At 57.8% G+C, this 15,979-nt stretch carries 15 protein-coding genes; 9 read left to right on the forward strand and 6 right to left on the reverse strand.

Annotated elements, in window-relative coordinates; translation table 11 throughout:
• Positions 1 to 59: 59 nt before the first annotated feature.
• Positions 60 to 893, forward strand: coding sequence for a taurine dioxygenase (gene tauD / locus ABRP31_RS17680; RefSeq protein ID WP_349969522.1), 834 nt, complete (start codon positions 60 to 62; stop codon positions 891 to 893).
• Between the two features lies 1 nt (position 894).
• Here the strand turns inward: tauD and ABRP31_RS17685 are convergent, their stop codons facing one another.
• The 3 genes from ABRP31_RS17685 to ABRP31_RS17695 all read right to left on the reverse strand — a co-directional run bounded on the left by ABRP31_RS17685 (position 895) and on the right by ABRP31_RS17695 (position 3,881).
• Entirely contained in the window at positions 895 to 1,566 is a 672-nt protein-coding gene (locus ABRP31_RS17685; protein WP_349969524.1) for an RraA family protein, read from the reverse strand.
• A gap of 145 nt (positions 1,567 to 1,711) precedes the next feature.
• Positions 1,712 to 2,545, reverse strand: a complete 834-nt coding sequence (locus ABRP31_RS17690; protein ID WP_349969525.1) for a transporter substrate-binding domain-containing protein — start codon at positions 2,543 to 2,545, stop codon at positions 1,712 to 1,714.
• A gap of 19 nt (positions 2,546 to 2,564) precedes the next feature.
• The gene (locus ABRP31_RS17695) at positions 2,565 to 3,881 is read right to left on the reverse strand and encodes an OprD family porin (RefSeq protein WP_349969526.1); all 1,317 of its coding nucleotides are present in this window, start codon (positions 3,879 to 3,881) and stop codon (positions 2,565 to 2,567) included.
• Between the two features lie 403 nt (positions 3,882 to 4,284).
• Here ABRP31_RS17695 and ABRP31_RS17700 point away from each other — a divergent pair, with 403 nt between their 5' ends.
• The 6 genes from ABRP31_RS17700 (at position 4,285) to ABRP31_RS17725 (ending at position 10,894) form a co-directional block, all read left to right on the forward strand.
• The gene (locus tag ABRP31_RS17700) at positions 4,285 to 5,451 is read left to right on the forward strand and encodes an alpha-hydroxy acid oxidase (RefSeq protein WP_349969527.1); all 1,167 of its coding nucleotides are present in this window, start codon (positions 4,285 to 4,287) and stop codon (positions 5,449 to 5,451) included.
• 197 nt (positions 5,452 to 5,648) lie between these two features.
• Positions 5,649 to 6,737, forward strand: coding sequence for an LLM class flavin-dependent oxidoreductase (locus ABRP31_RS17705; RefSeq protein ID WP_349969528.1), 1,089 nt, complete (start codon positions 5,649 to 5,651; stop codon positions 6,735 to 6,737).
• A gap of 79 nt (positions 6,738 to 6,816) precedes the next feature.
• Complete coding sequence (locus ABRP31_RS17710) at positions 6,817 to 7,785, forward strand: aliphatic sulfonate ABC transporter substrate-binding protein (RefSeq protein WP_349969529.1); 969 nt, start codon at positions 6,817 to 6,819, stop codon at positions 7,783 to 7,785.
• A gap of 403 nt (positions 7,786 to 8,188) precedes the next feature.
• Positions 8,189 to 9,184 (forward strand): aliphatic sulfonate ABC transporter substrate-binding protein, encoded by a 996-nt coding sequence (locus tag ABRP31_RS17715; RefSeq protein ID WP_087265204.1) that lies wholly within the window; start codon positions 8,189 to 8,191, stop codon positions 9,182 to 9,184.
• Positions 9,185 to 9,344: 160 nt separating this feature from the next.
• Complete coding sequence (locus ABRP31_RS17720; RefSeq protein WP_349969530.1) at positions 9,345 to 10,178, forward strand: ABC transporter permease; 834 nt, start codon at positions 9,345 to 9,347, stop codon at positions 10,176 to 10,178.
• Between the two features lie 2 nt (positions 10,179 to 10,180).
• Positions 10,181 to 10,894 carry an ABC transporter ATP-binding protein gene (locus ABRP31_RS17725; protein WP_349969531.1) on the forward strand — a complete coding sequence of 238 codons (714 nt, stop codon included), beginning with the start codon at positions 10,181 to 10,183 and terminating at the stop codon, positions 10,892 to 10,894.
• Between the two features lie 132 nt (positions 10,895 to 11,026).
• Here the strand turns inward: ABRP31_RS17725 and ABRP31_RS17730 are convergent, their stop codons facing one another.
• The 3 genes from ABRP31_RS17730 to ABRP31_RS17740 form a co-directional block, all read right to left on the reverse strand.
• Positions 11,027 to 11,842 (reverse strand): ABC transporter ATP-binding protein, encoded by an 816-nt coding sequence (locus ABRP31_RS17730; RefSeq protein ID WP_349969533.1) that lies wholly within the window; start codon positions 11,840 to 11,842, stop codon positions 11,027 to 11,029.
• 2 nt (positions 11,843 to 11,844) lie between these two features.
• Complete coding sequence (locus ABRP31_RS17735; protein WP_349969534.1) at positions 11,845 to 12,705, reverse strand: ABC transporter permease; 861 nt, start codon at positions 12,703 to 12,705, stop codon at positions 11,845 to 11,847.
• 188 nt (positions 12,706 to 12,893) lie between these two features.
• Positions 12,894 to 13,703: a class II aldolase/adducin family protein gene (locus ABRP31_RS17740; RefSeq protein ID WP_349969535.1), complete on the reverse strand. Its 810-nt coding sequence runs from the start codon at positions 13,701 to 13,703 to the stop codon at positions 12,894 to 12,896.
• A 307-nt stretch (positions 13,704 to 14,010) separates the two neighbouring features.
• Between ABRP31_RS17740 and ABRP31_RS17745 the strand changes: the two genes are divergently transcribed.
• Together ABRP31_RS17745 and ABRP31_RS17750 are read left to right on the forward strand one after the other, a co-directional pair.
• Positions 14,011 to 14,907, forward strand: a complete 897-nt coding sequence (locus tag ABRP31_RS17745) for a TauD/TfdA family dioxygenase (protein WP_349969536.1) — start codon at positions 14,011 to 14,013, stop codon at positions 14,905 to 14,907.
• Positions 14,908 to 15,124: 217 nt separating this feature from the next.
• A complete protein-coding gene (locus tag ABRP31_RS17750; protein WP_349969537.1) occupies positions 15,125 to 15,811 on the forward strand; it encodes a peroxiredoxin-like family protein in 687 nt (228 codons plus the stop codon).
• Positions 15,812 to 15,979: the final 168 nt, after the last annotated feature.

Raw genomic sequence — 15,979 nt, forward strand, 5'->3', positions numbered from 1 at the left:
CGAGACCAAGCACCGCTCCCACAGGGTTTGTGCACCAGCAAAAACTTGGAAATACCAACATGCCTATCCAGATCTCCCCCCTAAGCCCTGCCCTCGGCGCTCAGATAAGCGGCGTTGATTTAAGCCAGGAATTGACTCACGAACAACGCGATGCCATCGAGCAGGCGTTGCTCAAGCATCAGGTGCTGTTCTTTCGCAATCAGCCACTGACACCCCGACAACAAGCGCGGTTTGCCGCCAGTTTTGGGGATCTGCACATTCACCCGATCTACCCGAATGTGCCAGAACAACCCGAGGTACTGATCCTCGATACGGCCGTTACCGACGTACGCGATAACGCCATCTGGCACACCGACGTGACGTTCCTGCCAACCCCCGCGCTGGGCGCGGTGCTCAGTGCGAAACATTTGCCCGAATACGGTGGCGACACGTTGTGGGCCAGCGGCATCGCCGCTTATGAAGCGCTCTCATTACCGCTGCAAACGCTCCTCGAAGGGCTGACCGCGACGCACGATTTCACCCGCTCGTTTCCCTTGGCGCGCTTCGGCACTACACCTGAAGACATCGCCCGCTGGGAACAGACCCGCCGCAAATATCCGCCGATCTCGCACCCGGTGATTCGCACGCATCAGGTCAGTGGCCGCAAATCGCTGTTCGTCAACGACGGCTTCACATCCCGTATCAACGAGCTGAGCGAGACAGAAAGTGCGGCGCTTCTGGCCTTCCTGTTCAGCCACGCGACCCGGCCGGAGTTCACCATTCGTTGGCGCTGGCAGGCCGATGACGTGGCCTTCTGGGACAACCGCGTCACCCAGCATTACGCCGTGGACGACTACCGGCCGCAGCGCAGAGTCATGCACCGGGCGACGATTCTGGGCGACGTGCCGGTTTGAATCAGAGGTCGCAACCGGCGGCCAATAAAGCATTCAGCACCCAGCTGCGGTCGTTACGCTCTTCGGCGATGGCTTGCAGTTTTGACTGCTCAGCCAAGTGTCTGGCACTGGCCAGTTCATACACGGCATCGACCTGATCGAACGGCACGCACAGCACACCGTCCGGGTCGCCAACGATCAGGTCTCCGGGCTCGATCACCATGCCGTCGATGGCAATCGGCACGTTGATTTCGCCCGGACCATTTTTGTACGGCCCTCGATGAGTCACACCACGGGCATACACCGGAAAGTCGCTGGCGGCGATGCTCGCCGTATCACGCACAGCACCGTTGATGACGACTCCGGCCAATTGCTTTTTCTGAGCGAAGGCGAGCATCAACTCGCCGATCAATGCGTTGGTCAGATCCCCACCGCCATCGACCACGATGACATCGCCGGGCTCGGCGATGTTCAGCGCGTGATGCAGCATCAGGTTGTCGCCAGGCCGACACTTGACCGTCAGTGCAACCCCGAGCAGCGCCCCGCCGCGATGATAAGGTTTTAACCCTGCACCACCCGCCGTCATGCGCTGCATGGAATCACTGATGTTGGCCACCGGCAGATTCCGGTAACGCTCGACCTGCTCCGCCGTCACCGCACGCTGGCGGGTGAGGACTCTGAAGCCTATGGGCATGCTGGGTTTCCTTTTTGACTGACAACGTTGGCGCAGCGGCATAAACATCGTAGGACCGGCTTTAGCCGGGAGAGGGCCGGGAGATTCGCTGCATATCTTGTGTCAAGAACAATGCCCTCCCGGCTAAAGCCGGTCCTACGGGTGCTCATTTGCCCAACGGCACCGCATCCCGATACTTCTCATGCAACGCCAGCAGCCCTTGTGAGGGGATCATGCCGTTGCGTTTGCCGGTTTCGATCAGCCAGCCGCTGCGGTGCCATTCACGAACGATGGCGTCGATCTTGCCCTGAACATCGTGTTCACCCTTGCGCACCCAAATAACCGATTGCAGTGGATCACGGTCTGCCGGCAGCGGGATTTCGTAGTCGGCCCACTCCGGGTTGGCCAACAACGCCTGCAAGGTCGGGCTGACATGCACCGCCGCCACGCAGCCATTGCCACGCAAGGACAGCAGCGATTCGGACTGACTGCGGAACGCCTTGATTTCAGCGCCATAGGTGCCGCGCAGCCAGTTGATGAAATTGCTCCCCTGAGACACGCACACCGGCTTGCCGCGCAAGTCTTCCCATCGCTTGATGCCCGCGTCCTTGCGCATCAAGGCAGCGGCGGCGATTTCCTCATAAGGAGTCGGCACGTAATCAAGCATTTTGGCCCGATCCGGGGTGAGGTTCATGTTGGCGATCAGGATGTCGACCTTGCCCTGCTGCAGGAACTGCACACGGCTGGGCGCCAACACCGGGACCATGTCCACTTTCACACCCAGGCCGTCGGCGACGCCTTGGGCCAGTTCGACGTTGTAGCCCTTCGGTTCGCCGGTGGCAGGGTCCAGAGTGCCGAAGGGCAAACCGCTGACCATGATCCCGACGCTGATGACATGGCGCTGCTGAATCTTGTCCAGCGTCGCATCGGCGTGAGCGACACTGACGCCCGCCAGGAACGCGGCACCGATCAACAATGAACTAACGGTTTTTTTGTACATGACAGGTCACCTCAAGGAATTAAAACAACGCCAGGGAATAGCTGACGATGACGCGGTTCTGGTCCTGATCGCGCTGAGCGTCGACGCCCGAGCGCAAGGCTGCGTTGCGCCAGGTAAGGCCCAGACCTTTGAACGCACCGGTCGGCACCACATAGCTGACGCTCAGGTCACGTTCCCACTCGTGCCCCGCGCCTGCCGCTTTGATGTTGCTGCCACGCAGATATGAAATAGAACTCTTCAGGCCCGGCACACCAATTTCAGCAAAGTCGTAGCCGTATTGACTGACCCAGGTTTGTTCACCGGCGCGCTGGAATTTGCCGATCTGCTTGTTGGTAATCAGATACGCCGTCGCGCCGTCGCCCTGATTGAGGAAAGGGAAATCACTGTTGCCGTTGACCTGCTGATAACCCGCACTGAGTGCATGCCCTCCCAGGCTATAAGTAAACAACGCGCTCCAGGTGCGGTTATCAACTTCGCCCGAGGTGCCGGGCCGCCCGGAAGCGCGATAACCCGCCAGTCGCCCTTCCTGACTGGCGTTCTTGCCGTCCGAATCACTGAGGAAGTAACGCAGATCGGTTTTCAATTTGCCCGCTGGCAACTCTAAATTGTGGGTCAGGCCGAAGAAGTGCTGGGTATAGAAGTCTTGCAGATTGCCGTAGTAATACTGCGCCAGCAGGTCCTTGCTGATCCGGTAATCCGCGCCACCGTAATAGAACGCATTGCTGCGCTGACCGGTGCGGCTATTGGCGCCGGAAATGGACAGCGAATCTGCACTGGTGGAATTCCGACCTTTGGCGTGTTCAAGCTTGCCGCCGATCAACGTCAGATTGGTGAATTCCTTGCTGGTGATCTGCCCGCCTTCGAAAGTCTGTGGTAGCAGGCGACCGTCGTTGTAGGTCACGACTGGCAACTTGGGTTGCAAAGTACCCAGGCGCAATTCGGTTTTCGACACACGAACCTTGCCCGTCAACCCCAGACTGCCAAACTGATCGACCGCACGATTATCGCTGTCACTCGGGAACACTGCGCCACCTGAAGCACTGCCAGAGTTGTAAGCGGTGCCTTTACCCGAATCCAGTTTTATGCCGACCAGCCCCAACGCATCGACACCCACGCCGACAACACCCTGAGTAAAGCCTGAGGTGTAATCAATAATAAAGCCCTGTCCCCACTCCTCCTGTTTTGAAGGTTCGGCCGTCCCGTCCCGATTATCACCATTGAAATAATAGTTGCGGGCTGTCACCGTCGCTTTACTGTCTTCAATAAAACCTGCCGCGGCTGCCTGTTGTGCGAACAGGCCCGCCGCCACAGCGGCCGTCAGTGTTGACTTGAACATTTAACAATCCTTGATTAACCAGAAACTTCAGGATCGGCCTCAGACAAACAGCCTGTACACCCCGACCTAGAGGCCCCGCACGCTAATCATCCAACCTTGTAAAACGAAATACTCAGATCACATAAGCCTATAACTCAACCCGTTATAAGCTTCTGCCAAACGCCTATAAGTAGTAAAACCGTGGACTGCGCAATACACGCCAAAACTTAAATCATTTAATTGATTAACAAGCGTGATATATCCCTGCAGATCGGTAATATAAGTTCACCTGCGGATAACCGTATGATGTTTGCAAAGATGAGTGAGTTGCCTCTTTCAAGTAATCTGGACAATAAGCACCATGTCGACCCTGCCAAACTCCACAGCCCCCTCACGCTCCGCGCCAGCCCACCCAGGCAATGCAATGAAGAAGCTGCTGCGTCTGGATGACTTCGAAGCGGCAGCACAGAAACACCTGCCCCGACCGATCTTCGGCTATGTAGCAGGTGCCGTTGAAGACAACGTTTCGCTGAAGTGGAACCGGGCGGCGTTTCAAGACTATGGCTTCGTACCCCGTGCGCTGGTGGACATTTCACGACGCACGTTGACGACAGAACTGTTCGGCCACCGCTATGCCGCGCCGTTCGGCATCGCACCCATGGGCATCAGCGCGCTATACGCCTATCGTGGCGATCTGATCCTGACTCAGGCAGCTGCCGCCACGAATGTGCCAATGATCATGAGCGGCTCGTCATTGATACCGCTGGAAGATGTGGCCAAAGCCAATCCGCATGCCTGGTTTCAAGCCTATCTGCCGGGAGACGAAGCCAACATCATCGCCCTGGTGCAGCGAGTCGAAAAAGCTGGTTTCAAAACCCTGGTAATCACGGTTGATGTGCCGGCGCCGGCCAATCGCGAAAACAATCTGCGTGCGGGTTTTTCCACTCCATTGCGACCAGGCTTACGTTTGGCCTGGGACGGAATCAGTCACCCAAAATGGCTGTTCGGCACATTCTTCAAGACACTGCTCAAACACGGCATGCCGCACTTTGAAAACAACTACGCCCATCGCGGCGTGCCGATTGTTTCGTCAAATGTGGCTCGGGATTTCGCACCGCGCGGTCATTTGAACTGGGAACATTTCAAACTGATCCGTAAGCAGTGGCCCGGCACGCTGATCATCAAGGGCATTTTGCACAAAGGGGATGCGATCAAGGCCCTTGAGTACGGTGCAGACGGCATCATTGTCTCCAACCACGGCGGTCGTCAGCTGGACGGTGCCATCTCGCCTTTGCACGTTTTGCCGGACATCGTAGAAGCCTGCCCGGGCATTCCGGTGATGCTCGACAGTGGCGTGAGACGCGGTACCGATGTAATCAAGGCGCTGGGGCTGGGTGCGCGTTTCGTCTTTGTCGGTCGGCCGTTTGCCTTCGCCGGATCGGTGGCCGGGCAATCCGGTGTCGAGCATGCGATCAAGCTGCTCCATGATGAGGTATCACGAGACATGGCCATGCTCGGGGTCTGCTCGATTCCGGAAATCGGACCACACCTGTTGCTTCGCAGACAGGCGTCAGGTTTCACGGCGATTTGATCCCCCTCATAAAAAATTCTGAACACTGATCATGAAGCGGTGTATACATGCAATATTTTTATAATAACCTTAGGTCAAAATAGAATTTCACAGCTCGCTTCTATAGCCATATGTTGCAGGTACGGATTCAGGTTTCGGAATGATCCATCCCCGACACCTCCCCCCTTATACGGTATGACTACAAGAAGGAGCTGTTCATGAGCATCGAATTCATCGGCTACATCGCCACTCAGCCTGGCTCGGAAATCCACCCGCGCAGCGGCCCGACCATACAGCCCGAGTACGTGGCGAAAGTCGCCAAAGCCCATGAAGACGCTGGTTTTGATCGTGCGCTGGTGGCTTACCATTCCAACAGCCCGGACAGTGCCTTCGTTGCAGCTCACGCATCGAGCGTCACGACAAAACTCAAATTCCTCATCGCTCACCGCCCTGGCTTTATCTCGCCCACGGTGGCGGCGCGTCAGTTTGCGACCCTTGACGTGTTCAACGGCGGGCGCACGGCGATTCACATCATCACCGGTGGCGACGACAAGGAGCTGCGTGCCGACGGCAGTCACATCGGTAAAGACGAGCGCTATGCCCGCACCGACGAATACCTGGGCATCGTGCGTCAGGAATGGACCAGCGAAAAACCGTTCGACCATAAGGGCGAGTATTACCAGTTCGAAGGCGCGCACTCGCTGGTGAAGTCTCCGCAACAGCCACATATCCCGGTGTATTTCGGCGGCTCCTCGCCTGCCGCCATCGCTGTAGCGGGCAAGCACGCGGATGTGTACGCGTTGTGGGGCGAGACTTACGAGCAGGTCCGGGCGGTCGTCAAAGAAGTTCGCGCTGAAGCGGCCAAGCATGGCCGGACAGTGCGTTTCAGTCTGTCGTTGCGACCAATCCTGGCGGAAACCGAAGAGAAAGCCTGGGCCCGTGCCGACAGCATTCTCGAACGTGCCAAAGCCATCGCCGAAAGCAATGGTTTCGTTCGTCGCGAGCCACCGAACGAAGGCTCACGTCGCTTGCTGGCTGCCGCTGCACAGGGGTCGCGTCTGGACAAACGCCTGTGGACAGGCATCGCCGGGCTGCTGGGAGCGCAAGGCAATTCGACGTCGCTGGTCGGCACGCCCGAACAAGTGGCCGAAGCCCTGCTGGACTACTACGACCTTGGCATCACCACCTTCCTGATTCGCGGCTTCGACCCGCTGGACGACGCCATCGACTACGGCAAAAAACTCATCCCGCTGACCCGCGAACTGGTGGCCAAGCGCGAGCGGGAAGCTCAGGAAAAAGTCGCCTGACCAAACTGACCCAGCTTTCCGGGGGCGCTTTTGCGCCCTCTTCTTCGTTTGCAAACACCCATCTGTTTTCGAGAATGCCATGTCAAAAACGTTACTGAGTTTTCGCCTGCGTCGCCCGCTACTTGCCGGTCTGGCCATTGCTGCCGCATGGACGCTGATGCTGCCAGCTCAGGCCAGAGAAACTGTACGCATCGGCTATCAGAAGTCCTCGACCCTGATCACCGTGCTGAAAACCCAGGGCACCCTGGAAAAGGCCCTGAACGACGCGAACATTGACGTCAGTTGGCATGAATTTCCCAGCGGCCTGCCGTTGCTGGAATCGCTGAACATCGGCAACGTCGACATCAGCGCGGATGTTGCCGATACCGTGCCGATCTTTGCCCAGGCTGCACAGGCCCGACTCACCTACTTCGCCGAAGAAACGCCGTCGCCCTCTGCTCAGGCCATCGTGGTGCCCAAGGATTCGCCCATCAAAGAGCTGTCGGATCTCAAGGGCAAGAAAGTCGCCGTGACCAAAGCTGCCGGTACTCACTATTTGTTGATCGCGGCTCTGGCCAAAGGAGGTCTGAAGTTCTCGGACATCCAGCCGGCCTACCTGACGCCTGCCGATGGCCGAGCCGCGTTCGAAAACAACAAGGTTGATGCCTGGGTGACCTGGGAACCCTTCCTGACCAGCGTGCAGCGCCAGTTGCCCACCCGCACCCTGGCGGACGGCGCCGGCCTGGCCAGCTACAAGCGTTATTACCTGACCAGCACGCCGTACGCCAAAGCGCATCCAGAAGTGCTCAAACTGGTGTTCGAGCAATTGCAAAAAGCCGGTCACTGGGTCAAAGGCAACCCGAAAGAAGCCGCTGCGCTGCTCGGCCCGCTGTGGGGCAACCTTGATCCGGCCACGGTAGAAATCGCCAACAGCCATCGCACGTATGAAGTACGCCCGGTGAAAGCTGATCAACTGGGCGAACAACAGAAAATCGCCGACGCGTTCTTTGCTGCGGGCTTGCTGCCCAAGGCTGTGGATGCCAAGGATGTGGAAATCTGGAAGCCGTAACACCACCAGACCTGTAGGAGCTGCCGAAGGCTGCGATGGCGGTGGGGTCAGGACGGACGCTATCGCGGCCTCGCGGTGCTCGTGCGCTCCTACAGATTCTGTGGTTACTGCGGGACAGCGCGGTGCCATGGACACCGGGGCGCTCCTACATAAAATGTATGACAGACAAATGACCATTGTCCGTCATCACCGCGAACTGTTGCCCCAGCAACAGTCGCTCAACAGACTGTTCGCCTGTCGACAGTAAACCTCTTCCCCATCCCTTCCCGGCCCCTGTATTTCCACTCCCGGATATCTGGCACAGAGCCTGCAATATTCCTTTTAAGCAGGTAGGCAACCAGCCGACTGCCATTTTTGCGAATAAGAAAAACTTCTGATATCGCCTTGCCTGGAGCTGTTCCAAATGAACGCTAAAACCCTGTTTTCTTTTACCCGTGTGAAGTTGTTGATCGGCGCCAGTGTGCTTGCTCTGGGCATGAACCCGCTGGCCTTTGCGGCAGAAACAGCACCAGCGGAAGTGAAGCTGGATTACGCCTACTACTCGCCGGTGAGCCTGGTGCTCAAACATTTCGGCTGGCTGGAAAAAGCCCTGCCCGACAGCAAAGTGGGCTGGGTGTTAAGCCAGGGCAGCAACCGCTCGCTGGAGTACCTGAACAGCGGCGGCGTCGACTTCGCGTCCTCGGCCAGCCTGGCAGCCGTGCTCAGTCGCGCCAACGGCAGCCCGATTAAGTCGGTGTATGTCTACAGCCGCGCCGAATGGACTGCGTTGCTGGTGCGCAAGGATTCACCGTACAAAACCATCGCTGACCTTAAAGGCAAGAAAATCGCCGCCACCAAAGGTACTGACCCGTACCTGTTCACCTTGCGCGCCCTGCAACAGGCGGGTCTGAAAAAGGACGATGTGGAGCTGGTGCACTTGCAGCATCCGGATGGCCGCACCGCGCTGGAGAAAGGTGATGTCGACGCGTGGGCCGGTCTTGACCCACATATGGCCGCCAGCGAAGTTCAGGCCGGTTCGCGCCTGCTGTACCGCAACAAGGATTTCAACAGCTATGGCGTGCTGAGCGTTACCGAGAAGTTCGCCAAGGAACACCCACAGACCATCGAAACCGTGCTGAGCGCTTACGAAAAAGCCCGCGAATGGTCGGTCAAGCACCCTGATGAACTGGCTGAACTGCTGGCCAAGGAATCCGGTTTGCCGCTGGACGTTGCCAAGCTGCAACTGACCCGCACCGACCTGAGCACCCCGCAGTTGAGCGCTAAAGATGTCGCGTCCTCCAAGGGCGCAGCGCCGATTCTGGTCTCTGAAGAACTGGTGCGTCGTGGCGTCAATGTTGACCAGGTTATTGATCAACTGATCGATCCTGCCTTCAGCAAGACCTTGACGGCGAGTAAGTAAACCCAGAGCTGCTTCATTCCCCTTGTGGGAGCCGGGCTTGCCCGCGATAAGGCTGGACACGATCTAAAGTGAATCGCGTCCAGCCTTATCGAAGGCAAGCCCAACTCCTACAACGATCTCCATGATTCAAATAGCTATGCGCTGCCTGATGAGATAACCCATGAACAGCAAAAGCAAAGACCTGACAGCGCCTCTCGCGCTGCCCATTCCGTCATCCGGCGCTGCATGGAAGCGACGCGGCAAGGGCCTGGTGCTGCCGCTACTGATCATCGTTTTTCTGGAGATCATCGTGCGCATCGGCTGGCTGCCGTCGTATCAGATGCCCGCGCCCAGCGAGATCGCCCTGACCCTTGGCGATCTCGCTGACGGGCCGTTGTGGAAACACATCAGCGCCAGCCTGTTGCGGGTGTTGATCGGGTTCGCCATCGGCACCAGCCTCGCATTGATTTTCGCTGCCTGGGTCGGCCTGAGCCGTGAGGCCGAAGCCTATCTGGAACCGACGTTCGCGGGCCTGCGTTCGATCCCGAGTCTGGCCTGGGTGCCACTGCTGCTGTTATGGCTGGGCATCGACGAGACCTCGAAAATTGTCCTGATCGCGATCGGCGCGTTCTTTCCGGTGTACCTCAACGGCGTGGCAGCGATTCGTAATATCGACCGCAAACTGGTGGAAGCCGGCCAGATGTATGGCTTCAGCCGGGGTCGGCTGACGCGCCGCATTCTTTTACCTGCCGCCCTGCCCGGACTCTTCACGGGCCTGCGCAGCGGCATGAGCCTGGCGTGGATGTTTCTCGTGGCAGCTGAATTGATCGCCGCCACTAAAGGGCTGGGCTATCTGCTCAGTGACGGCCGGGAAACCTCGCGGCCAGACATCGTGCTGGCAGCCATCATCGTCTTGGCTGTGCTCGGCAAAATCAGTGACGGTATTTTGGCCGGTCTGGAAAAACGCTTTCTGGCCTGGCGCGACACGTTCAGTGGCCAGGGCACAGGAGAGTAGAGATGAGCGAAGTCCTTTTGGATATCAACGTCCAGCGCAAGTCGTTCGGCAGCACCACCGTGCTGCACAATGTGCATGTGCGACTGCACGATCGGGAAGTCATCAGCCTGCTGGGGCCAAGCGGTTGCGGCAAAAGCACGTTGCTACGGATCGTCGCCGGACTGGAAAAAGACTATCAAGGTGAGTTGAACCGAACCGCTGATGAAATAGCTTTCGTGTTTCAGGAGCCGCGCCTGATGCCTTGGCTGACGGTGGAACAGAACATCGGTTTCAGCGATGACAAACATTACGACAAGGCCTGGGTCACCCAGTTGATCGAAGAAGTCGGTTTGACGGGATTTGCCGACGCGCTGCCCAAATCGCTGTCGGGCGGCATGGCGCAACGCGTGGCTATTGCTCGCGGACTGTACTCGCACCCCAAAGTCCTGCTGCTGGACGAGCCATTCAGCGCGGTGGACGCCTTTACCCGCATGAAGCTGCAGGACTTGCTGCTGCAACTCGCCCAGCGGCATGCCATCGCCTTGTTGCTGGTAACCCATGACGTGGATGAGGCGCTGTATCTGAGTGATCGGGTGCTGGTGATGGGTAACCGGCCGAGCAATATTCGTCAGGAGCTGGCCGTGGAGCTGACTCATCCGAGGGATCGGCGGGATGCCGTATTGGCGAGCCTCAAAGCGCTGTCGTTAACCGAGTTGCAGCAGGCGCATGTGATTTGATGGATACGGTGTCACCCTGAAATTCAATTCTCTGTAGGGGCGAGGCTTGCCCGCGATCGGGTTTACAGATTATCGCGGGCAAGCCTCGCTCCCACAGGGGTCATGTCTTCACAAACGTAGCCTTGAGGGGACTCACCGGACATTCGCAAACCGGCGCAGATTATCCTGCACCGCAGGGGCCTCAACAGCCTCATGAACCGCCGCGCTCTCTACACCCAAAAAGCCCAGCAACCGCGTACGAATCGCCTGAAATCCGGCCTGCCCGGTGCTGCGTTGGCGTGGCAGATCAATACGCACCTCAGCGGCAATCTTGCCCTGTTCCAGCACGATAACCCGGTCCGCCAGCAGGATCGCTTCGTCCACATCATGGGTCACCAACAACACCGCCGGGGTGTGTTTGCGCCATAGCTCGATGATCAACTGATGCATGCGAATCCGGGTCAACGCATCCAGCGCGGCGAACGGTTCATCGAGCAACAGTAACTTGGGTTCACGCACCAGCCCTCGGGCCAGGGCGACACGCTGCGCTTCCCCGCCTGACAAGGTCGCCGGATATGCATTGACCCGATGAGCCAGCCCCACCTCGCTCAATGCCTCAAGGGCACGTCCATGCGGGTTTTTAATGTCCAGACCGAGCACGACGTTTTTCCAGGCGCTTTTCCACGGCATCAAGCGTGGCTCCTGAAACACCGCTGCGCGCGCCAACGGCACCCGTAATTGCCCGCTGTCGATAGAGTCCAGCCCTGCCAGTGCGCGCAGCAAAGTGGTTTTCCCCGAGCCACTGGCGCCCAGCAAGGCGACGAACTCACCCGGCGCGATATCCAGATTCAACTCATCAATCACCTTTTGCTGACCGAACTGACGGACCACATTGCGCAGTTGCACCGGCGCAGGTTCTGCTAACGACGAGGGGTTCGAATGGGAGTGCAAAATGTCCAGAGCAGCCATGTTCAATTCCTCGCGAAAGTGGGACGCCAGGCCAGCGCATAGCGCTCCAGCGTGCGGATAATTGCATCGATGACCAGCCCCAGAACGCTGTAGATCAGCAGGCAGATAACGATCACATCGGTGCGCATGAAGTCTCGGGCATCACTGGCCAGATAGCCGATACCTGCAGTGGTGTTGATCTGTTCGACGAACACCAGCGCCAGCCAGGAAATCCCCAAGGAGTAACGCAGGCCGACGAAAAACGATGGCAAGGAACCTGGCAGGATCACGTGCCAGATCAACTGGCGACGATTCAGGCCCAAAGTGTTGGCCGCTTCAATCAGCTTGGGGTCGATGTTGCGAATGCCGGAGTACAGATTGAGGTACACCGGAAACGTGGTTCCGGTGACGATCAGCGCGATCTTGGTGAACTCGCCGATGCCGAACCAGAGGATGAACAGCGGCACCAATGCCAGCGAGGGAATGGTGCGCAGCATCTGCATGGGCGAGTCGAGGATCACCTCTCCTTTCTTCGACAGGCCGGTAATCAACGCGGCTACTACGCCGATGAACACACCTATACCCAGTCCCAGCAGTGCCCGGTGCAGGGAAACCCATAAGTGGGTCCCCAATTCACCGGACTCGATCATCGCCCACAAGGTGCCACCGATTTGCGACGGTGCGGCAATTACCCGGCTGGGCAGCAAACCGAGTTGCGAAGCCAGCTCCCAGAGCAATAGCAAGGCGATGGGGCTCAGCAGACGCAATGCAAAATCCGGCGCTTTCCAGCGCTCCCGACGTGCAGAAGTCGCGGTTGAAGGAGCTTTATCGACGATCAGAAAACCGCCTTCCGAAGTGTGTGAATCAAGGGCTTTTTCGGACATGGTTTTCTTCCTGAGAGGAGCGTTACATCAAACATCACATCAAGTGCGGATTTTTGAAAAACAGACCCTGTAGGAGCTGCCGAAGGCTGCGAAGCAGTCATCCTGACGTACCGCGATCGCAGCCTCCGGCAGCTCCTACAGGTTCAATATTTGCCGAGAGATAGCGCGCGATCTCCTACAGAAACGCATCACTCCTTGTAAGAGGTATCGCTGCGTTCCAGCTCACGAATCAGGGCATTCCAGTGACGGGCAACACCCGGACCATGACCATCAGCGAAGACCTTGGCCTGCTCTTCAACCCGGGCCACGACTTCAGCCGGGGGATAGATCAGCTCGTCATTGCCGGCTGATTGAGCGGCCACCTGAATATTGCAGGCGTATTCCAGTCGATGCAGTTGCTGGAATGCGTGTTCGACGCTGACACCGCCAGTCAACAACCCATGATTGCGCAGGATCATCACACTCTTGTCGCCCAGATCAGCTACCAGCCTTTCGCGCTCGTCGAGGTCCAGTGCCACACCTTCGTAGCCGTGATAAGCGATACGACCCGAGAAGCCCAGCGAATGTTGGGAGATCGGCAGCAGGCCACTTTTTTGTGCGGAAACGGCGATGCCATCGCGGGTATGGGTGTGCAGCACAGCCACCAGATCATGGCGGGCGGCGTGAATAGCGCTATGGATGACATAGCCTGCATAGTTGATACCCAGGCCTGTCGGGTCATCAACGATGGTGCCGTCGAGATCGACCTTGACCAGATTCGACGCGCTGATTTCATCAAACAGCAAGCCGAAGGCGTTGATCAGGAAGTGCTCCTCCTTACCCGGCACGCGCGCCGAAAAGTGCGTGTAAATGTGGTCAGTCCAGCGTTTCTGTGCCGCCAGACGGTAAGCCGCCGCCAGTTTGACCCTTACCTCCCATTCTTCTGGCGATACGCGCTCGCGGACACTGCCGGAGCCGGTCGGCTGGGATTGAAAAGGCAGGGAACTGACATTGCTCATGGGGCTGCTCCGTAGATATTCAGGACCGACAGATGCGGTACGTGTCGGAGCAGCCTAAACGCACAAGAAAACATTTAAAAAGCACATTTTAATCTAAGCTAATTATTAAATTTAATGATCTTGAAATGTGCACAGGGTTAGCCAGATGGAATCAGCACATGCATTTTTGTTCTATGTTAATCATGAAAAATTCGCATAGTTAAGCAAATCATTATGCTTATATATCCAACAGCAAGTCAGCTTCCCTACCCGACCCCTTCTCCAGGCGGAGGTTAACCCTTAACAAAAAACAGAGGTGTCACCCGCCATGTCCGCGATTCTCGAACAGCAGACCCAAGTCGATACTCATCAGCAACCTGCGCTGCAGATTGTCAGATCCCTGAAAGTCACTCGCCTGGAACCCACCATCGGCGCAGAGATTGCCGGAGTCGACCTGACCCGGCCGCTCACCGCAGCACAACGCGACGAGATCCGCGCATTGTTGCTGGAGCACAAAGTGATTTTCTTCCGCGACCAGAACATCAACACCGAGCAACAGATCGCCTTCGCCAAGGCCTTCGGCGAACTGTACGAACACCCCACTACGCAAAAGAACGACACCAGCAAACCCTATGCGCACTTGATTCAGGCCCAGGATGCACGTGAGTTGTACGGCCCCAAAACCACCGGGCGTTGGCACACCGACACCAGTTGGCTATTGAAGCCCACTTTCGGCGCGATCCTGAGGGCCGTGGACCTGCCGGAAGTTGGCGGCGATACTGTCTGGGCCGACGCTGGTGCGGTGTATAGGGCGCTGCCGGATCAACTGCGCGAAGAAATCGACACGCTGTTTGTAGTCCATGACTTCAAAAAATCCCTGGATGCGGTGGGCTACGACTACCCGATCCTGGCCCATCCACTGGTGCGCACACACCCGGAAACCGGCGAAGACAGCCTGTTCATCAACTTCTCGCAAAACCCGTCGGTGATCGGCTGGGAGCCGGAGCGCAGCAAGCGGCTGATCGAGCGCCTGCTTCAGGAATTCAACAAGCCGGAACACCACGTGCGCTTCAAATGGCGCGAGCACTCCATCGCCTTCTGGGACAACCGCTCCACCCTGCACTACCCGGTCTACAACTACGGCGACTATCCGCGACGCATGGAGCGTGTGCTGATCGCCGACGACGATATTCCGCATCGGGTGCGGCGTCCGGCTGACGCCTGAACCAGACATTCTAGCCAAGTGACTACCTGTGGGAGCGCGGCTTGCCGGCGATAAGGCTGGACGCGATTCACTTCAGACCGCGGTGAACTTATCGCTGGCAAGCCATGCTCCCACAGAAGTGCGCGCAAGAAACACCTGCATGCCTCAAGTAAGCCGCTGTCATGCATAAAAGCAAACCCCTTCCTCAGTAGAAAAACTGACATCAGGAGCATCAACCATGAGTGAATCATTAAACCAACTGTTGGCAGACCTGCATGCCGAACGCCTGACCACCTGGGCGCCGGAAGCCTTGCAGGTCAATATCAATCAGCGCCAGACCCTGGTGGATGCCGCGCAACATGCGCGCTTTGTGCAGAGCGGCGATCCAATCCCGGACTTCCAGTTGCTCAATGTCGAAGGCAGCACGCTGACGCGTGAAAAACTCACGGCTTACGGCCCCGCAGTGCTGATTTTCTTCCGTTTTGCGGGCTGCCCGGCGTGCAACATTGCCCTGCCTTACTACCAACGCCAGCTGTTCCCCAAATTGCAGGCACTGGGTGTGCCGCTGGTGGCGGTCAGTCCGCAAGTACCGGAGCGGCTGATCGAGATCAAACAGCGTCATGACTTGCGGTTTCAGGTTGCGACCGACAAGGACAACACTCTGGCGCGGCAGTTGGGCATTCTCTACAGTTTCGACGAAGCGTCGCGCAAGGCGGCGCTGAGCAAAGGTGGCGGCGGTATTGGCGAAGTCACCGGCACCGGCACCTGGGAATTGCCGCAACCGGCAGTGGTGGTGATCGGTCAGCACGGCGAAGTGATCTTTGCTGAAGTCAGCCCGGACTGGCTGGTGCGGACCGAAGCGCAGGTGATTGCGCAAGTGGTCAGCGAAGCGCTGGGTGAGCGCGCGGTGCAGATCGCGGTTTGAGTGGGATCTGAGCGATTCTGAGTTGGAATACGCCCCTGTGGGAGCGGTGCTTGCCCGCGATAAGGCTGGACACAATCCAAAGTGAACCGCGTCCAGCCTTATCGCGGGCAAGCACCGCTCCCACAAAAAAGCCGCATTTAGTCAGTGGGTTATGTTTTGTTTGATAGG

This window comes from Pseudomonas caspiana, assembly GCF_040224095.2.
In the GTDB taxonomy this organism is placed as follows: Bacteria; Pseudomonadota; Gammaproteobacteria; order Pseudomonadales; family Pseudomonadaceae; genus Aquipseudomonas; species Aquipseudomonas caspiana.

Excerpts from the sequence above, each read along its gene's own strand:
- ABRP31_RS17710 (WP_349969529.1), top strand. The coding sequence starts at position 6,817 with ATGTCAAAAACGTTACTGAGTTTTCGCCTGCGTCGCCCGCTACTTGCC.
- ABRP31_RS17725 (WP_349969531.1), top strand. The coding sequence starts at position 10,181 with ATGAGCGAAGTCCTTTTGGATATCAACGTCCAGCGCAAGTCGTTCGGC.
- ABRP31_RS17720 (WP_349969530.1), top strand. The coding sequence starts at position 9,345 with ATGAACAGCAAAAGCAAAGACCTGACAGCGCCTCTCGCGCTGCCCATT.
- ABRP31_RS17750 (WP_349969537.1), top strand. The coding sequence starts at position 15,125 with ATGAGTGAATCATTAAACCAACTGTTGGCAGACCTGCATGCCGAACGC.
- tauD (WP_349969522.1), top strand. The coding sequence starts at position 60 with ATGCCTATCCAGATCTCCCCCCTAAGCCCTGCCCTCGGCGCTCAGATA.
- ABRP31_RS17715 (WP_087265204.1), top strand. The coding sequence starts at position 8,189 with ATGAACGCTAAAACCCTGTTTTCTTTTACCCGTGTGAAGTTGTTGATC.
- ABRP31_RS17700 (WP_349969527.1), top strand. The coding sequence starts at position 4,285 with ATGAAGAAGCTGCTGCGTCTGGATGACTTCGAAGCGGCAGCACAGAAA.
- ABRP31_RS17735 (WP_349969534.1), bottom strand. The coding sequence starts at position 12,705 with ATGTCCGAAAAAGCCCTTGATTCACACACTTCGGAAGGCGGTTTTCTG.
- ABRP31_RS17695 (WP_349969526.1), bottom strand. The coding sequence starts at position 3,881 with ATGTTCAAGTCAACACTGACGGCCGCTGTGGCGGCGGGCCTGTTCGCA.
- ABRP31_RS17730 (WP_349969533.1), bottom strand. The coding sequence starts at position 11,842 with ATGGCTGCTCTGGACATTTTGCACTCCCATTCGAACCCCTCGTCGTTA.
- ABRP31_RS17685 (WP_349969524.1), bottom strand. The coding sequence starts at position 1,566 with ATGCCCATAGGCTTCAGAGTCCTCACCCGCCAGCGTGCGGTGACGGCG.
- ABRP31_RS17740 (WP_349969535.1), bottom strand. The coding sequence starts at position 13,703 with ATGAGCAATGTCAGTTCCCTGCCTTTTCAATCCCAGCCGACCGGCTCC.
- ABRP31_RS17745 (WP_349969536.1), top strand. The coding sequence starts at position 14,011 with ATGTCCGCGATTCTCGAACAGCAGACCCAAGTCGATACTCATCAGCAA.
- ABRP31_RS17690 (WP_349969525.1), bottom strand. The coding sequence starts at position 2,545 with ATGTACAAAAAAACCGTTAGTTCATTGTTGATCGGTGCCGCGTTCCTG.
- ABRP31_RS17705 (WP_349969528.1), top strand. The coding sequence starts at position 5,649 with ATGAGCATCGAATTCATCGGCTACATCGCCACTCAGCCTGGCTCGGAA.